Consider the following 14444-nt stretch of genomic DNA (forward strand, 5'->3'; position numbering starts at 1 on the left):
GTGGCCCGCGGGACTCGGGGCCGCCGGGCCACTGTGCGCGGGGCCCCTCCCCTTTGTGGTGAGGGGCCCCGCGCTCTGTCCGTGCTTCCTCGTCGGTCCTCGTCGGGCGGCGGGCCCGGGGTCCGGCCGCGGGCCCGGGGTCCGGTCAGGCCGCCAGCAGGCCCTCGCGGAGCTGGGTGAGGATGCGGGCGAGCACCCGGGACACCTGCATCTGGGAGATGCCGAGCTCGGCGCCGATCTGGGCCTGCGTGAGCTCCTCCCCGAAGCGCATCGCGAGGATCCGCCGGTCCCGGTCGCCGAGCCGGGCCAGCAGCGGGGCGAGGGTGTGGCAGTCCTCGAACAGTTCCAGTTCGGGATCCACCGCGCCGAGGGTGTCGGTCAGGGTGCGGCGGCCCGCGCGGACCGCGCCGTCCTGGCCCTCGTTCTCGGAACCGGCGTCCAGGGACTCGGAGCTGTAGCCGTTGGCGGCCACCATGCCCTCGCGGACCTCCTCCTCGGAGAGGCCCAGGTCCTCCGCGAGCTCCGCGACCGTCGGGGCCCGGCCGAAGAGGTCGGACAGCGCCTCCTGGCTCTTGGCCAGGTCGCTGCGGAGCTCCTGGAGGCGCCGCGGCACGTGCACCGACCAGGTCGTGTCGCGGAAGTACCGCTTGATCTCCCCGGTGATAAAGGGCAGGGCCAGCGTGGTGAACTCGACGCCGCGGTCCGGGTCGAAGCGGTCGATGGCCTTGATCAGTCCGATCGTCCCGACCTGGACGATGTCCTCCAGGTCCACGCGCGCCTGCGCGGTCCGCCGGCGGAAGCGCCGCGCCGCGTAGTTGACCAGGGAGACGTTCATCTCGATGAGCACGCCGCGGACGTACCTGTACTCGGGGGTGCCCTCTTCCAACTCGCGCAGGCGCGCCAGGAAGACCTTCGACAGCTCACGGGCGTCGGCGGGAGCGAGCTCCCGCGGCTGGAGGGTCTCCGGCCCCGGCACCGTACGACCGGGTACCGTGGCGGCCGCCGTGTCCGTGGCCGGGTCGGCCGGTGCGACCGGGGCGGTGGCACGTACGGCGGCGGGGGCTGCGGCGGTAGGGGGCATGGTCCGGGCCTCTCTCGTCGGGGCCCCTCGACGGGCCCGTTGCTCCCGCGCCCTTTCCCCGAAATCGCGCGCGTACGCGGCGCCGCGCAGGATTCTTTCATCCTGCCCGGCGCCGTGCCCGTTCCGACCGCCCGGCGCGCCGCTTCAGTTGGCGAGGAGCGCGTCCAAAAGGGCGTCGATGTCAAGGACTTCGGTGCCCGGGGGCACCAGAGCGTGGGTGCCCGACAGGAACCGGGCCAGGGCCACCGCGTCGGCCAGGAACACGGCCGTACCGGGGTCGTCGGCGATCCGGCCGCGCAGTTCGATCCGCAGCGCCGGCCCCCTGCGGGTGGCCGCGGGCCGGAAGCGCACGTCCCCGCCGCCACCCGGCGCCCGCAGCCCCGCCGCCAACGCCTCCCGGTCGAAGTACCAGCAGGCCAGCGTGGCCCCCTCGTGGCGGAACTCCGCCTGGACCGCGTAGGGGTCGGTGGAGGCGTAGGTCAGCCGGAGCCGGAGCGGCACGGAAGGCTGGTCCTCGGCCGTGAGCCGTACGTCGATCTCGGCGGACACGCAGGACATGGACGGCCTCCTGGGGGTTCGGCGCGGGGGGGCGGTGCGGGGGGTGTGGTGCTGCGGTGCGGGAGCGGTGCGGTGGTGAGGGGGTGTCAGCCGCGCGCTTGCCCCGTCCCTTCCGGGTCACACAGGGCCATTGGGGGGAAAGTCACCTTCCTCCACGCGCCCCCGACGTCCGCCCCGTCCGCGCCCCCTCCCCCGAGCGCCTTCCCCGAACTCCCCCGCCACTGCTCGCGTCCCCCGCCCGCGTGCCCTCGTGCCCGCGTGCCCTTCATACCTCTCGCAGTTCGTCGCGTGCCGTCGGCTCAGAAACCCTCGGGGGCGGGGGTGGCGGCGGGCCAGGCGTCACGGCCCGCGAGGTGGAGGACGAGGGCGGCGATGTTCCAGGCGTCGTCCTCGCCCCGGTGGTGCCGGCCCTCCAGCGGCAGCCCCGCGAAGGTCAGGGCACCCGCCATGCCGGGACGCTTGCGGAGCCCGTGCGCCTCGGTGAACACGGCCTTGGCATTGGTGTGCCACCGACCGAAGGGGTACGGCGTACCGGTGGCGCGGCACTGCCGGGTGAACTGGAGCCGGTCGTAGTCCCCCCAACTCGCCCACGGCCGGGCCCCCGCCGCGTGTTCGGCCGCGAGCAGCCGGCAGGCTTCGGCGAAGCCGAGCCCGGAATCGACCTCGGCCTGGGTGAGCCCGGTCAGTTCGGTACAGAAGGCGCTGACGGCGGACCGCTGCGGGCGCACCAACACCCGGTGCCGCCCGACCCGCTCCCCGCGACGCAGGTCCACCACGGTCAGCCCGATCTCGATGATCTCGCTCACGGCCCCGGGCGGCGGCGACCCCGGCCAGCAGGTGGCCTCGACGTCCACGACGTTCAACAGGTGCGCGTCCGGCGCGAAATCGGGGCGGTGGCCCGGGTCGATGTCCATGCCCCGATCATGCGACGCCCCCCGCGCCCCACCAACCGGTTTTCGGGGTCGCGACGGCTGCCGTCAGCCCGCCTTCTCGGCCCGGAAGGCCCGGCGGTAGGCGGCGGGGGTGGTGCGCAGGGCCTCGTGGAAGCGGCGGCGGAGGTTGACGGCCGAGGAGAGGCCGACCCGGTGGGCGATGGTCTCCACGGGCAGGTCGGTCTCCTCCAGGAGGGCGCGGGTGGCGGCGATCCGCCGGTCCAGGAGCCAGCGGCCGGGGCTGATGCCGAGTTGTTCGGTGAAGCGGCGGGTCAGGGTGCGGGAGGAGACCCGGGCGCGGGCGGCCATGTCGGCGACGCTGACCGGCTGGTCCAGGCGTTCGCCGACCCAGTCGAGGAGTGGGGCGAGGGATTCGGCGACCGGTCCGGGGGCGGGCAGTTCGGCGTACTGGAGTTGGCAGCCCTCGCGGTGCGGGGCCATGACCAGGCGGCGGGCGATGCGCATGGCGTACCCGGCTCCCTGGTCGGCGCGGACCAGGTGCAGGCAGAGGTCCACGGCGGCGGCCGAGCCGGCGCTGGTGGCCACGTCCCCGTGGTCCACGTACAGCACGGCGGGGTCCACGCGGACCTCCGGGTGGCGGCCGGCCAGTTCGGCGGCGCGGTCCCAGTGGGTGGCGGCGCGGCGGCCGTCGAGGAGTCCGGCGGCGGCGAGCACGAAGGCGCCCGAGCAGAGGGCGACGACGCGGGCGCCGCGGTGGTGGGCCCGTCGGACGGCCGCCACCACGGCGGGCGGTACCTCCGTGCCCGGCGGCTGCCGCCAGCCCGGTACGAGCACGGTGTCGGCGTGCTCCAGGGCGTCGAGACCGGCCGTGACCAGGAGGTCGTAGCCGCTCTCGGAGCGGACCGGGCCCGGGTGTTCGGCGCAGACCCGGAAGGAGTACCGGACCGGCACCTCCGGGGAGTGGTCGCCGAACACCTCGCTCGCGCAGGCCAGCGGGAACACCGGCTGCGGGGACTGCACGACGGCGACCACCCGGTGGGGCGGGCGGAGCCCGGGGGGTGGGGCGGGAGGCAGTGGGGCGGGGGACGGGGACGGTGGGGCGGGGGACGGTGGGGCGGGGCGGTCGGCCATGGCGGGAAAGTACCCCATCGTGTCGTTCGGGACACTGGGAGGGGCCGAGTGGTCCAGTCCAATATCGGTGAGGTGAAGACGACCCGTACACCCTCCGACCGGCAGCCCGGGGCGCGGACCGATGCCGCGCCGCCGGATGTCGCGCCCGCCGACGCCGCGCCCACCGACGCCGCGCCCACCGGGCCCCCTCGCGAACCCGACCACGGCTCCCCGCCGCACGCCCCCCTGCAACCGCCGCTGCGCACGCCCTTGTGGGACCACCGCTTCTCCCTCTACTTCGCCTCGCGGAGCGTCTCGATGCTCGGCGACGCGATGATGCCCGTCGCCACCGCGCTCGCGGTCGGCGCGCTGTACGGGATCTCCGGGGTCGGCCTCGTCCTCGGCGTCTGGACGGGCACCTTCGTCCTCCTGGTGCTGTTCGGCGGGGTGTTCGCGGACCGGTTCGGCGCCCGCCGGATGATGGTCGGGGCGGACTTCGTGCGGGTCCTGACCCAAGGCGTGCTGGCCGCCGCCTTCTTCACGGGGACACCGCCCTTCTGGCTGCTCGTCACGATGGCGGCGCTGGCCGGCGCGGCCGTGGCGATGTTCCTCCCCGGGGTGAACGGCATGGTCCCGCTGGTGGCCCGCGAGCCGCAGCGGGCCAACGCCACCCTGAAGGTCGCCGACGCCCTCGCCCACCTGCTCGGCCCCGCCCTGGCGGGCCTGCTGATCACGGTGACCGGGGCCGGGACCGTGTACGCCATCGACGCGGGCACCTTCCTGATCAGCGCCCTGTGCCTGGGCCTGATCCGACTCGACCCGAGGGGGACGGTCGGAGCGGCGGGAGCGGGCCGGAAGGAGGCCGATTCGGATTCCGGGGCGGGATCGAGTCCCGGCTCGGGCGGATTCGGCTCAGCCGGGGGCAGGGCCGAGGGCAAGGGCAGGAGTGGGGGCGAGGGACGGTCAGCGGGTTCGTTGCGGAGCGATCTGCGCCAGGGCTGGCGGGAGTTCAAGGCCCGGACCTGGATGTGGTCGGTGATCCTGATCTGGGTGTTCTTCGGCATGCTCGTCTTCGGACCGCTCGTCCCGATCGGTTCCGCCCTCATCGGGGACCGCCTCGGCCCCGACGCCTACGGTCTGACCGTGTCCTTCCTCGGCGCCGGCACCGTGCTCGGCGGCCTGGTGGCGCTGCGGGTCCGCCCGGCCCGGCCCCTTGCCGCCGGAGCGGTGGCCATGCTGCTCTACACCGCCATGCCCCTCGCCATCGCCCTGGACGCCGGACTGCCCCTGCTCCTCACGGGACACGCGCTCGCGGGTGGCGGACTGGCCTTCTGGTCGGTGATGTGGGCCACCAGCGTGCAGACCCACACCCCGCCGGAGGTCCTGAACCGGGTCACGGCCTACGAGCTGGCCGGATCGGTCGCCGGCATCGCACTCGGTCAGATCCTCGCGGGACCCGCCACGGCGCTGGCCCCACCGGAGCGCCTGCTCCTCGTCTCGGCGGCCACCTGCCTGCTCGGCTGCACCGCCCTCCTCACCATCCCCGCGATCCGCGCCCTCCGCCGTCCCACCCGGCCCACCACACCCACCACGCCGTGAACCACATCTGCCCCTATAGCCCCTATCAGCACAAAGCACCCCGGCAACCCACCGAAACCGACACCCACGGCCACTCCTCCGCCACGAACCGTTCACCCACCCCCGAATCTGAGTCGCTTCAGTCGCTTCGGTCGCTGCGATCGGGACGACGGCCGCCACGACGGTCGCCCCGATCGCGGCCCACGGCCCGCCTCACCTTCCCGCCTCCGCGCCTCCCCGCCGCCCCCACGAGTCGAGCTACCGTGCGGCGATGTCCCCACCCCTCCTCGCCCCCAATCCGCTCCTCCTGATCGGTGGCGGCGCGGGCTCCGGGAAGACCACCCTGGCCCGTACCCTCGCGACACACCTCCCCGGCGCCGGCCTGATCCACCTCGACGACTGCTTCCACGCGGACACCTACTCGGCACCGACCGTCCCCCGCCTGGACGGGCCGGGCCGCGTGATCGATTTCAGCGACCCTCGCTCCCTCGACCCGGCAAAGATCGACGCGGCCCTCACCCTCCACGCGGACTCCGCGTTGACGATCGTCGAGGGCACGTTCGCCCTCACCCTGGCCACCTCCACCTCCACCTCCACATCTGCCTCTACGTCCACCTCAACCGGCCCGCGCCCCAGGTGGCGAGTTTTCGTGGACACCCCGCCGGACATCCGCGTCATCCGCAAGACGCTGCGGAAGCTCGCCGAAGGCCGGGACCCAAGGCCCGGACTCCTCGCACACGCCCACAGCTCCCGCTCTCACGCCCGGTACGTCGAACCCACCCGCACCTCGCCGATCTGGTACTCGACGGCGTCCTCCCCGCCGGCGCCCTCGCGACGCAGGTCGCGGCCCTCTTGAGGGTCTGACGGGCGGGGGCGCCGACAGGCGACGGGTGGGCGGGCAGACGGGCGGGCCCGCGAGAGTGGGGGCTTGAGTGGCGGACGAGAGGCGGAATCGGATGCCTCGTCAGTCGGGAAGCACTCGAACGGGTGGGAACGGCGGATTCCTCTCGTCGCGGGGCCACGGGCCGTGCCACGATCGATTCCACGTTCGAGCGATCATCCGTCACCTCTGCACTGAGCTGGGCATTCGCCGTATCGCTCGGTGCGCGTGACCCCTGACACCCACAGGAGGAGACATGAACCGAGCCGCCACCACCCCTCACTCCCACCGCCCCTTATTCGAACAGATCGCGTCACCGCACGGTGGCGATCGCCATCCGTGTCACCCACCGCCGTACTCTTCCACCTCCACCTCCACCTCCGTGTCCGTGTCCCTCACGGAGGTCGGATCGTGAGCGGCGGAGGGCGGCACATGGTGCCGGTGGACGTGCACCTCATCCTGCGCCGGGACGGGGGCGAGGCAGGACCGGAGGTCCTGTTGTCACGACGGGTCGGGCCCGTCTACGCCACGGGGATGTGGCACCTGCCCTCGGGTCATCTCGACCCCGGGGAGGACATGGTCCGGGCCGTGGTGCGGGAGGCCGAGGAAGAGACCGGGGTCCGCATCGCCACGGAGGACGTCACCCTCGCCGTCACCGTCCATCACGACCCTCCCGAGAGCAGCCGGTCCCGATTCGGCCTGTTCTTCGAGGTGCGGCGCTGGTCGGGAACCCCCGGGATCCGTGAGCCCGACCGCTGCGACGGCATGGGGTGGTACCCCCTGGACGCCCTGCCCGCCCCGATGGTGGCCTACTGCCGTGCCGGGCTGGACGCCTATCGCGCCGGCCTCCCCGGCGCCGTGCACTTCCAGTCCCCCGGGGACCCGGTGGCCCACGCCGACCACCTCCCCTCCCGGACCCGCCTCGTCCCCGGACGCCTTCCCCCGGAGACGACCACGCCACCCGAGCAACCGCCGCTCGCGTTACGAGACTTCGCCGAAAGGGCCGTGGGGCGCGTAGCCCGGATCACGGACGTGTCCTGGACCCGCTCCGGTAGCCGCGTGTGGCGGCTGGACGGGCCGGACGGAGGGCGCTGGTACCTCAAACGGCACCGTGGCCCCCGGTTCCATGACCGCGAAGTGGCCGCCTACCGCTCCTGGTGCCGGCACTCGGCCCCCGGGCACCGCGCCTGGTCGCCGCCGATCCCGCGCTCCGGGCGGTGGTGGTGACCGCGCTCATGGGACGCCCCCTCCACGGCCTGCCCTTCGAACCGACCGCGGAAGCACGGCTCCAACAGGCGTTGGGCAGTCTGATCGCCGCCTTGCACCACAGCGCCCCACCCCGACGAACCGACCATCAAGTCAGCGACGCCCACATCGCCGCCACCGTCACCGCGACCACGACCGCCCACTCCCCCGAGCCCGCAGCCGCAGCCATCGAGGCGAAGCTGGAACGGCACCTCACCACGGCCCGCCCCCACCTCCACACAGCAGACGAAGCACTCGTCCGCGCCCTGGCCCGGCAGTACGCGTCCCTGCCCGCGGCCCCTCTGGTGCCCACCCACGGGGACCTCCAGTACCGCAACCTCCTGGTCGCCCCCTGCGGCGCCCCGCGCCTCTTCGACTTCGAGCGTTCCGAATACGCGACAGCCACCCGCGACCTGGTGCGCCTGAGCGACACCTGGGCCGGCAGACCCGAGCTTCGCGCCGCCTTCCTCGACGGCTACGGCAGGGAGCTCACGCCCACCGAGGAGCTTCGCCTGCGCTGCGAGACCGCCTTCGACTCCGTCTCCGGCATCGCCTACGGCACCACCCACCAGGACCCCGAAGTCACCGAACGCGCCCACCGCTCCCTCGCCCGGCTCCACGCCGGCTGACCGCCCCGGGAGCCAGGGCCCCCGGGCCCGCGCGCTGAAGCCCCTCACGAGCGGAATTCCCTCAAGAACAGCATCCGGACCGAGCGTGGCCATCGGGTCGACTTTCGGGGAAGTCGCCCCACTCCGACACAGTGGGACGCAGACCGACGACGGAAGGCTGGTCATGTGGGAAGGCTGTCACCCGGTCCTGGGGGCGGAACCCGAAGCGTCCTGGCGCGAGATCACCGGATGGGAGGTGCCGGGCGTCGGTGAGATCGACGTCGACGGGCAGGGGCACGGGCTTTCGGTGCTCCCCTCGGACGGGCGGTTGCGCGTCGAGCTGGCGTTCCCGGGCGCGTACGCCGAATCCGACACGAGCCCGTACCGGAAGCTCGGGCCCGTGCGGCTGGTGCTGGAGGGAGTGCGCTCCCTCCGGTCGGAGACTCCGGGGGCGCCGGAGGGCCCGCTCTGGAAGCGGGTGCTGAACGGCCATTCCCGGGACGAGCTCCCGCGCATGGCCTGGGACGCGGGCTCGGACGTACTGGAGGTCCGGGACGGTGGGACCGTCTTGCGCTGCGAAGGCGGTTCCTGGCGCTGGGAGTTCGCGTCCGTCCCGGTGGGGTGAGATCGCCTCCCGGGGCGGCACCGGATGTGACGGTGCCGCCCCACCCGGGGGACACGGGGGCCGGCCCCCGTGCGCCGGCGCACCCGGTGGTGGAGGTGGGGGGACGGGCTGCGGGTCAGGGGGTGTGGGTGAGGGTGCGGGAGATGCTGGCCGTGCCGCTGGTCGCGTGGCCCGCTTCGGCCGTGCGAGCCAGCAGGGCACCGAGGAGTTCGGGCAGTTCGGTGCCGATGCCGGCGGTGCGGCTGGTGTGCAGGAGGTGCTCCATCGCGGCGGCGTGCACCTCCACGGTGCCGTCGTCGTCGGGGAAGCTGCCCTGCCGGACGTGCCGGGCGTGCTCGGTCATCATCGAGGCGATGAAGCCCAGGTAGCCCGTGGCGACTTCCGCGAAGGCGACCGGGTCCACGCCCGCCGTACCGGTCAGGGCCAGCGCCTGGTGGAAGCCCGCGAGGGCGCCCCAGACCTGGCCGAAGAGGGCCGTGTCGTAGACGGCCGCCAGCGACGGGGTCGCACCGAGGTGCACGGGCCGGCCCAGGGCCTCCAGGACCGTCCGCGCGGCGGCGAAGGTCCCCGGGGATCCGCTGAAGAGGAACAGGGCTTCGGGGCTGCCGACCAGCCGGGTACCGCTCATGGCGGCACCGTCGAGGTAGTCGATGCCGTGCCGGGCGGCCCGGTCCGCGGCGTCGAGGGCGTCCTGCGGGGTGCCGGAGGTCAGGTTCACGAGGATCCGGCCGCGCAGCGGTTCCGTGAGCGGATCCAACAGTGCGGCGACGGTCGGGTAGTCCGGCAGGCAGACCACGACCAGCGGCGCGGCCGCGACCGCCTCGGCGACCGTGTCGGCGCGGACGGCGCCCTGCGCGACGAACGGGTCGGCCTTCGCGCCGGTGCGGTTCCAGACAGTGGTCGCGTGCCCGGCGGCGAGGAACGCCTGCGCGAGACGCGCGCCCAACTGCCCCAGACCCAGTACCGCCACGGCGGACGGACCTCGGCCCGGGTCGGGGGTGATACGAGAACCGGTGGTGGTGGCGTCGTCGCCGGTGGCGTGGATGTGGTCGTCGCTCATCGGTGCGCTCCTGTTGGTCTGGGGCTGGGGCTGGGGCTGATCTGGGTCTTCGTGCGGTCCGGGGCTTCGTGCGGTCCGGGGCTTCGTCCGGGTCTGGGGCTTCGTCCGGGTCTGGGGCTTCGTCCGGGTCTGGGCCCGGGGCTCGGTCTCCGTGGCGGCCGGCGCGGGGCCTTCCGGTGTGGACATCGTGCCGGGGAGGGCTGTCGGAGGGCTGTCGGGGCGCTGTCGTCCTCCGGTCGGGGTGGCGGCGGGAGCCGGCGGGAGCCCGGTTGACGTGCCGTCATGTTCTTTTCCGTGCTGGGTCCGCTGGCCGTCCGGACCGATGGCGGGGAGGCCGTGGCCGTACCCGAGGCGAAGGTCCGGCTGTTGTTGGCCGCGTTGCTCGTGCACGAGGGGCGTCCGGTGTCGGCCGACCGTCTGGTGGAGGGGCTGTGGAGCGACAGGCTGCCGGCGCACCCGGCCGGGGCCCTGCAGACCAAGGTGTCCCGGCTGCGCGCGGCGCTGGGAGGTGCCGAGCCGGGGGCGGAGCGGCTGGTGGAGTTCCATCCGGCCGGGTACCTGCTGCGCGTCGGGCCCGAGGACACCGATTCCGGGCGGTTCGCCGGTCTGACCGCCGCCGCGGCCGGGACGGAGGACGCGCACGCCAGGGCCGAACTCCTCACCGAGGCGCTCGCGTTGTGGCGGGGAGAGGTCTTCGGTGGGCTGGGGGACGCCGAGTTCCTGCGCGGTCCCGCGGGAGGCTTGGAGGAGCGGCGGCTGAGCGCCGTCGAGGCCCTGGCGGAGGCCCGGCTGGAGGTCGGTGGTCACCCCGGGCTGGTGGCCGAGCCGGCGGAGCTCGCGGAACGGCACCCGCTGCGGGAGCGGCTGCGCGTCGTACAGCTCCGGGCCCTGTACGCGGCCGGGCGGCAGGCCGAGGCCCTGACCGCGTACGAGGAGCTGCGCGGGCGGCTCGCGGAGGAGTTGGGGGCCGATCCCGGGCCGGAGTTGGTGGCGCTGCACCGGGCGATCCTCGATCATGCCCCGTCCCTCGGTGGCGCGCCGGCCGCACGCGGGGGCCTGCCGGACGGGCTCGCGGCCCCGGTCACCGCTCTGGTGGGGCGGGCGGGGGCGTTGCCCGCCGTCGGCGGGCTGCTCGGCGCGCACCGGTTGGTGACGCTCACCGGGCCCGGCGGGGTGGGCAAGTCCCGCTTGGCGGAAGAGGTCGCCGCACGGGTGGCCGGCGGGTATCGGGACGGGGTGCGGCTGGTCGGCCTGTCGGGGTCCGCGGAGGTCGCCGAACAGGTGGGCGCCGCCCTCGGGCTCCGGGAGGAAGGGCGGGGCGGGTGGGAGGAGTCCTTGCGGTCGCGTCGCATGCTGCTGCTCCTCGACAACTGCGAGCACGTCGTGGAGGCGGCGGCCGAGACGGTGCGCCGGGTGTTGGCCGCCGCCCCGGGGGTGCGCGTGTTGGCGACCAGCCGGGAGCCGCTCGGTCTGCCGGGCGAGGCCGTGTGGACGGTGCCGTCGCTGTCGCAGGAGGACGCGGAGGAGCTGTTCGCCGTACGGGCGGCGGCCGCCGCCCCGGGATTCGTCGTCACCGGGGAGAACGCCGAGGCCGTCGCGACGATCTGTCGGCGGCTGGACCGGTTGCCCCTGGCCCTGGAGTTGGCCGCCGCCCGGGTCCGCGCGCTCGGGGTGGAGGAGCTGGCCGCCCGTCTGGACGACCGGTTCCGGCTGCTCGCCGGCGGACGGCGGGGCGTGCCGCCGCGCCAACGGACCCTCCGCGCCGTGATCGACTGGAGCTGGGAGCTCCTTCCCGCCCCCGAGATGCGGCTCCTGCGCCGCCTGTCGGTCTTCGCGGACGGCTGCACGCTGGAGGTGGCGGAAGCGGTGTGCGGCGACCGGTGGGCGGAGCCCGCACCGGGCGGGAGCACGGGACGCGACCGGGGAGACGATCGCGACAGGGAAGGGGAAGAGGAAGGAGACGGGTACCGGGGCGCGGGGATCGGGGCCGAGGAGCTCGACGTCATGGGCGCGCTGGTAGGGCTACTGGACCGTTCGCTGATCGGGGTGTCCGACGGGCCCCGCTACCGGCTGCCCGAGTCGGTGGCGGCCTACGCGCGCGAGCGCCTGGCCGAAGCGGGCGAGGCGGAACCGTACGAGCTGCGGCACCGGGCCGTCCTGACCGGGATCGCGGAGCGGGCCGCGGAGCCGCTGTTCGGGCCCGAGCAGCAGCGGTGGCTGGCCCGGCTCGACGAAGAGCGGACGGACCTCGGTGCGGCCCTGGAGCGGACCGTTCACCGGGAGGACGCCGCCGGTGCGCTGCGCCTGGCGCTCACCCTGGTCTGGTACTGGTTCCTGCGCGGCCGCCTGAGCGAAGCCCGCCGCTCACTGGACCTGGCACTGCGCGCGCCGGACCACTCCTCACGGGACCGCACCGGGTACTCCACGGAGGGGAAGGCGGCCCGGGGAGCCGATTCCCTCACGGCCCTGCGCGAGCGGGCCGCGCTGTGGCGCGCGGGGTTCGCGGTCCTGGCCGGGGACGATGCGGTCGCGGCCCGGGCGGGTCACGGCGGCGACGCGCCGCGCGCCGCGGAGGGTGCGTCGCAGGGCGGGGCGAGGGGGGCAGGGGGCGGAGGAGACGTGGACGGCCCCTCGATCGGGGGAGCCTTTCGATCGGGGGGACGGCGGGAGCGCGGGCGGTCTGGTTCCTCGGGTACGCCCTGCTCGGCGCGGGTGAGGACCTGCCGCGGAGCGAGGCTCTGGTGACCGGGGCCCTGGCCGCCTTCCGTTCGGGGGGCGACCGGTGGGGCACGGCGGCGGCGCTGAGCACCCTGGCCGGGCAGGAGCTGCTGCGCGGCGACCTCGCCGCCGCTCGGCGCAGCGCGACGGAAGGACATCGGATGTTCTCCGAACTCGGTGACCGGTGGGGGCAGTTGCGGACCGCGTATCCGCTCGCCGCACTGGCCGCGATCGTCGGGGACTACCCGCGGGCCACGGCGCTGCACGAGGAGGGGCTGCGGCTGGCGGAGGAGCTGGGCTTCTGGCCGGAGGCGGCGGACCGGCTCTCCGGGTTGGGCCGGGTCGCGCTGCTGACCGGTGACGCCGCCGGGGCGGACGGGCTCCACCGGCGGGCGCGGGCCCTGGCGGCCGAGCACGGGTACCCGGCGGGCGAGGTCCATGCCGAGATCGGGTTGGCCCTGGGGGCCCGCCGGCGGGGCGAGTTCGACCGGGCCGAGGAGCTCCTGCGCCGCACCCTGGACTGGCACCGCGGGGCGGATTTCGGTCCCGGTCCGGCCCTGCTCCTGGCCGAGTCGGGCTTCCTGGCCGAGCAGCGCGGTGACGCGGCGGGAGCCTTGGCCCTGCACCGGCAGGGTCTGGCGGTGGCGCGTCGGGGCGGGGATCCGCGGGCCGTCGCGCTGGCCCAGGAGGGGTTGGCCGGGGCCCACGCGGCGGCCGGGCGGCCGCTGCGGGCCGCCCGGCTGTTGGGCGCGGCCGCCCGGGCGCGGGCGGCGGGTGCTCCGCTGCCGGTCGGCGAGCGCGCGGACACCGACCGCATCACGGCGCGGGTCCGGGCCGCCCTGGGCCCGGAGGCGTTCGCCGCCGCCTTCGCGGGTACGGGCCGGCCGGATCCCTCCACGGCCTGAGTTCCCGCGCCCTGCCCCCTCACGGCCCTGCCGTGGCCCGCCCGGTCGGTGGCGCCCCAGTCGGCCCGTCAGCTCCCACCGACCGTCAGCCCGTCGCCCCGTCGGCTCCGGTCGCCCGTCGTCCCGTCGTCTCCGGTCAGCCCGCTTCGGCCCGGCGGGTGGCGATCGCGTCGAGTTCGTCTTCCGTGAGGGTGATGCCGAACACCTCGCGGAGGGTCCGGTCGAGGGCGTCGGGGGCGATCTCCTCGGTGGTGCGGGTGGCGTCGGGGCGGGTGGTGACGAGCCTCAGGTCGTCGAGGCTGAAGTGGGCGGCGGGGGTCATCCGTTGCGCGAACAGCCTGCGGACGAACGGGGAGCGGGGGTGGGTGCCCACGAAGTGACTGCCGACCACGTAGTCGATGGGGTACTGGGCGGTGAGGGTGAAGATGTGCCGGTCGAGCCAGCCGGCCGGTTCGTGGGGCCGGGCGGGGTCCTCGTCGGGGCCGGAGGGGCCCGGGGAGGTCTGGTACAGCCACCACTGGTCGATTCCGTGGGCGCCGGGGCGCCGTTCGAGCCGGTGTTGCCAGCCCTCGTGGGAGATGCGGGCGCCGTCGGCGAGTTCGAGCGGTCCGAGGGGGCCGGCGCCGAAGCCGACGTCGCACAGCCACCGCCGGTCGTCGTCGCGGGTGGTCACGGCGAGCAGGGCGTGGGTGGCGGGGAGGACCTTGGGCGCGCCCAGGCTGACCCGTCCGATCATGCCGGTGACGTGGAAGCCGAGACGTTCCAGGGCGGCGGCGAAGAGCAGGACGTGCTCGAAGCAGTAGCCGCCCCGGCGGTCGTGGACGAGACGGCCCTGGACGGAGGGGAGGTCGAGGGGCAGGGGCCGGCCGAGGACGGCGTGGACGTTCTCGAAGGGGATGCCGGTGGTGTGGGCGTACTGGAGCGCCCGCAGCACGGCGAGGGTGGGCTCCCGCGGGCCCGCGTAGCCGATGCGGGCGAGGTAGGCGTCGAGGTCCAGCAGTTCCCCGGACCAGCGGTCCGGATGGTGGTCGGTGGGGCCGAGGGGCGGGACGGGGGCGAGGACGGGGTCCGCTGCGTCGGTGTGCGCGGGCGCGTCGGTGTGCGCGTGCGCGGGGCTGGCGGTCGGGGTGTCCCCCGTGTCGGCTGTCCGGGTGCTCATGGCTCCAGCCTCCTCCCTCGACCT

Annotated in this window: 13 protein-coding genes; 7 read left to right on the forward strand and 6 right to left on the reverse strand. The window is 74.8% G+C overall.

Features of this window, described 5'->3' with window-relative positions; translation table 11 throughout:
- Positions 1 to 145 precede the first annotated feature (145 nt).
- The 4 genes from ABTZ17_RS17775 to ABTZ17_RS17790 all read right to left on the reverse strand — a co-directional run bounded on the left by ABTZ17_RS17775 (position 146) and on the right by ABTZ17_RS17790 (position 3552).
- On the reverse strand, positions 146 to 1081 hold the full coding sequence (locus ABTZ17_RS17775) for a SigB/SigF/SigG family RNA polymerase sigma factor (protein ID WP_352196566.1): 936 nt from the start codon (positions 1079 to 1081) through the stop codon (positions 146 to 148).
- A gap of 144 nt (positions 1082 to 1225) precedes the next feature.
- Complete coding sequence (locus ABTZ17_RS17780) at positions 1226 to 1639, reverse strand: SsgA family sporulation/cell division regulator (protein ID WP_352196567.1); 414 nt, start codon at positions 1637 to 1639, stop codon at positions 1226 to 1228.
- A 299-nt stretch (positions 1640 to 1938) separates the two neighbouring features.
- Positions 1939 to 2553 (reverse strand): 3'-5' exonuclease, encoded by a 615-nt coding sequence (locus tag ABTZ17_RS17785; RefSeq protein ID WP_352196568.1) that lies wholly within the window; start codon positions 2551 to 2553, stop codon positions 1939 to 1941.
- A gap of 63 nt (positions 2554 to 2616) precedes the next feature.
- Positions 2617 to 3552 carry a GlxA family transcriptional regulator gene (locus ABTZ17_RS17790; protein WP_352196569.1) on the reverse strand — a complete coding sequence of 312 codons (936 nt, stop codon included), beginning with the start codon at positions 3550 to 3552 and terminating at the stop codon, positions 2617 to 2619.
- A gap of 183 nt (positions 3553 to 3735) precedes the next feature.
- On the opposite strand from ABTZ17_RS17790, the gene ABTZ17_RS17795 reads away from it, so the two are divergent.
- The 5 genes from ABTZ17_RS17795 (at position 3736) to ABTZ17_RS17815 (ending at position 8578) form a co-directional block, all read left to right on the forward strand.
- On the forward strand, positions 3736 to 5241 hold the full coding sequence (locus ABTZ17_RS17795) for an MFS transporter (protein WP_352196570.1): 1506 nt from the start codon (positions 3736 to 3738) through the stop codon (positions 5239 to 5241).
- Positions 5242 to 5491: 250 nt separating this feature from the next.
- Positions 5492 to 6076 (forward strand): hypothetical protein, encoded by a 585-nt coding sequence (locus ABTZ17_RS17800; protein WP_352196571.1) that lies wholly within the window; start codon positions 5492 to 5494, stop codon positions 6074 to 6076.
- A 435-nt stretch (positions 6077 to 6511) separates the two neighbouring features.
- A complete protein-coding gene (locus ABTZ17_RS17805) occupies positions 6512 to 7327 on the forward strand; it encodes an NUDIX hydrolase (RefSeq protein ID WP_352196572.1) in 816 nt (271 codons plus the stop codon).
- Positions 7324 to 7974 (forward strand): phosphotransferase family protein, encoded by a 651-nt coding sequence (locus tag ABTZ17_RS17810; RefSeq protein WP_502994721.1) that lies wholly within the window; start codon positions 7324 to 7326, stop codon positions 7972 to 7974. The genes ABTZ17_RS17805 and ABTZ17_RS17810 overlap by 4 nt, the downstream gene beginning before the upstream one ends.
- A 163-nt stretch (positions 7975 to 8137) precedes the next feature.
- Complete coding sequence (locus ABTZ17_RS17815; protein ID WP_352196573.1) at positions 8138 to 8578, forward strand: hypothetical protein; 441 nt, start codon at positions 8138 to 8140, stop codon at positions 8576 to 8578.
- Between the two features lie 115 nt (positions 8579 to 8693).
- Here the strand turns inward: ABTZ17_RS17815 and ABTZ17_RS17820 are convergent, their stop codons facing one another.
- Positions 8694 to 9638: an NAD(P)-dependent oxidoreductase gene (locus tag ABTZ17_RS17820; protein ID WP_352196574.1), complete on the reverse strand. Its 945-nt coding sequence runs from the start codon at positions 9636 to 9638 to the stop codon at positions 8694 to 8696.
- Between the two features lie 282 nt (positions 9639 to 9920).
- On the opposite strand from ABTZ17_RS17820, the gene ABTZ17_RS17825 reads away from it, so the two are divergent.
- Both ABTZ17_RS17825 and ABTZ17_RS17830 read left to right on the forward strand, forming a co-directional pair.
- Positions 9921 to 12383, forward strand: coding sequence for an AfsR/SARP family transcriptional regulator (locus tag ABTZ17_RS17825; protein WP_352196575.1), 2463 nt, complete (start codon positions 9921 to 9923; stop codon positions 12381 to 12383).
- Positions 12380 to 13261 carry a tetratricopeptide repeat-containing protein gene (locus ABTZ17_RS17830; RefSeq protein WP_352196576.1) on the forward strand — a complete coding sequence of 294 codons (882 nt, stop codon included), beginning with the start codon at positions 12380 to 12382 and terminating at the stop codon, positions 13259 to 13261. The genes ABTZ17_RS17825 and ABTZ17_RS17830 overlap by 4 nt, the downstream gene beginning before the upstream one ends.
- A gap of 136 nt (positions 13262 to 13397) precedes the next feature.
- On the opposite strand, the gene ABTZ17_RS17835 is transcribed toward ABTZ17_RS17830, so the two are convergent.
- Positions 13398 to 14420, reverse strand: coding sequence for an arylamine N-acetyltransferase family protein (locus ABTZ17_RS17835; protein WP_352196577.1), 1023 nt, complete (start codon positions 14418 to 14420; stop codon positions 13398 to 13400).
- Positions 14421 to 14444: the final 24 nt, after the last annotated feature.

It is taken from the genome of Streptomyces sp. NPDC097619 (assembly GCF_040302735.1).
In the GTDB taxonomy this organism is placed as follows: Bacteria; Actinomycetota; Actinomycetes; order Streptomycetales; family Streptomycetaceae; genus Streptomyces.